The sequence below is a fragment of the Vogesella mureinivorans genome (assembly GCF_007644035.1).
GTDB lineage: Bacteria > Pseudomonadota > Gammaproteobacteria > Burkholderiales > Chromobacteriaceae > Vogesella > Vogesella mureinivorans.
This window is the reverse complement of record NZ_VMTV02000316.1, coordinates 1-372: the sequence shown is the minus strand read 5'-3', so window position 1 is coordinate 372 and position 372 is coordinate 1. Positions and strand designations below refer to the sequence as shown.

Genomic DNA, 372 nt, shown 5'->3' with positions numbered 1-372 from the left:
GGTTGGTCGATAAGCCGAGTTCTGTCGCGGACAATCATTCCTCTAGGCTTGCATTCACACACAAGCTCAAGCAACCTACCCGAACTCTGGACGGGCCATCCATTGAGTTCCTATTTGGTCTTGCTACGAGTGGAGTTTACCGTGCCGTGGAATGTTGCCACCCACGCGGTGCGCTCTTACCGCACCCTTTCACCCTTACCTGCGCTAATGCACATCGGCGGTTTGCTCTCTGTTGCACTGGTCGTCGGTTCACACCGCCCAGACGTTATCTGGCACTCTGCCCTGTGTAGCTCGGACTTTCCTCTCGTTTACTTGTCCCGCTAGGTCGTTCTTGCGAACAATTAAGGGCTTCAATAAACCAGCGATTGTCTA

At 53.5% G+C, this 372-nt stretch carries 1 other RNA gene; it reads right to left on the bottom strand.

The window, feature by feature from the left end:
- Window positions 1-372: RNase P RNA component class A (gene rnpB, locus FLQ44_RS10050), an RNA gene on the bottom strand; the annotation flags it as partial.